General features: G+C 36.8%; 1 protein-coding gene. It reads left to right on the plus strand.

Annotated features, from left to right (window positions below):
* Positions 1–944, plus strand: a 944-nt coding sequence (locus HZY94_RS09605; protein ID WP_179925940.1) for an ISL3 family transposase, incomplete at both ends; no start/stop codon positions are given.

The following is a 944-nucleotide window of genomic DNA, read 5'->3' on the forward strand; positions in this document are numbered from 1 at the left end:
TCAGAGACACCTATTGTCAAGAAAAATCATCAGATTTCAACTGACATCCAACGGAAAATTACTCAATTACTGATCGAAAAGGATTCGATGAAAAGCATTGCCGAGCGTCTACATATCTCTACATCAACCGTTCTTAGACGGTTAAAATTAGTAAAGACAAAACCAAACTGGAAGTCACTGCCCAAGATAATGAGTTGGGATGAGTATTCCTTTAAAAAAGGGAAAATGAGTTTCATCGCTCAAGATTTTGAGTCCTCTGAAATCATCGCAATACTAGACGGACGTACTCATGCTACAATTAGAGACCATTTCCAACAATATACCTTGAAAGTCAGAAAAAAGGTTGAAATCATTACTATGGATATGTTCACACCCTACTTCACACTGGTCAAACAACTATTTCCAAAAGCAAAAATTGTATTGGATCGTTTCCATATCGTACAACATCTCAGCAGAGCTATGAATCGTGTTCGGATACAGATCATGAATCAATTTGACAAACAGTCAAAAGAGTATCGACGTCTAAAGCGGTATTGGAAAATCATACAAACCGATAGCCGCAAATTGAGCACAAAACGCACTTATCAACCTATGTTTCAAATGCATCTAACTAATCAAGAAATACTGGATGAACTACTTGGGTATTCTGAGGAACTAAACCAGCATTACCAACTTTATCAGATGCTTCTATTCCACATCAAGAATAAAAATACGGATCACTTCTTTGCCTTAATAGAGGAAGAAATAGGGTCTGTCAATCCGATTTTCCAAACAGTCTTCCATACTTTCCTTAAAAACAAAGATAAGGTTTGTAATGCCCTAGAATTGCCTTATTCCAATGCAAGACTAGAGGCAACTAATAATCTCATCAAGGTTATCAAGCGGAATGCCTTTGGTTTCAGGAACTTTGACAATTTTAAGAAACGCATTTTCCTAGCCTTGTA

Origin of the sequence: Streptococcus danieliae (assembly GCF_013415245.1) — a bacterium.
GTDB lineage: Bacteria > Bacillota > Bacilli > Lactobacillales > Streptococcaceae > Streptococcus > Streptococcus danieliae_A.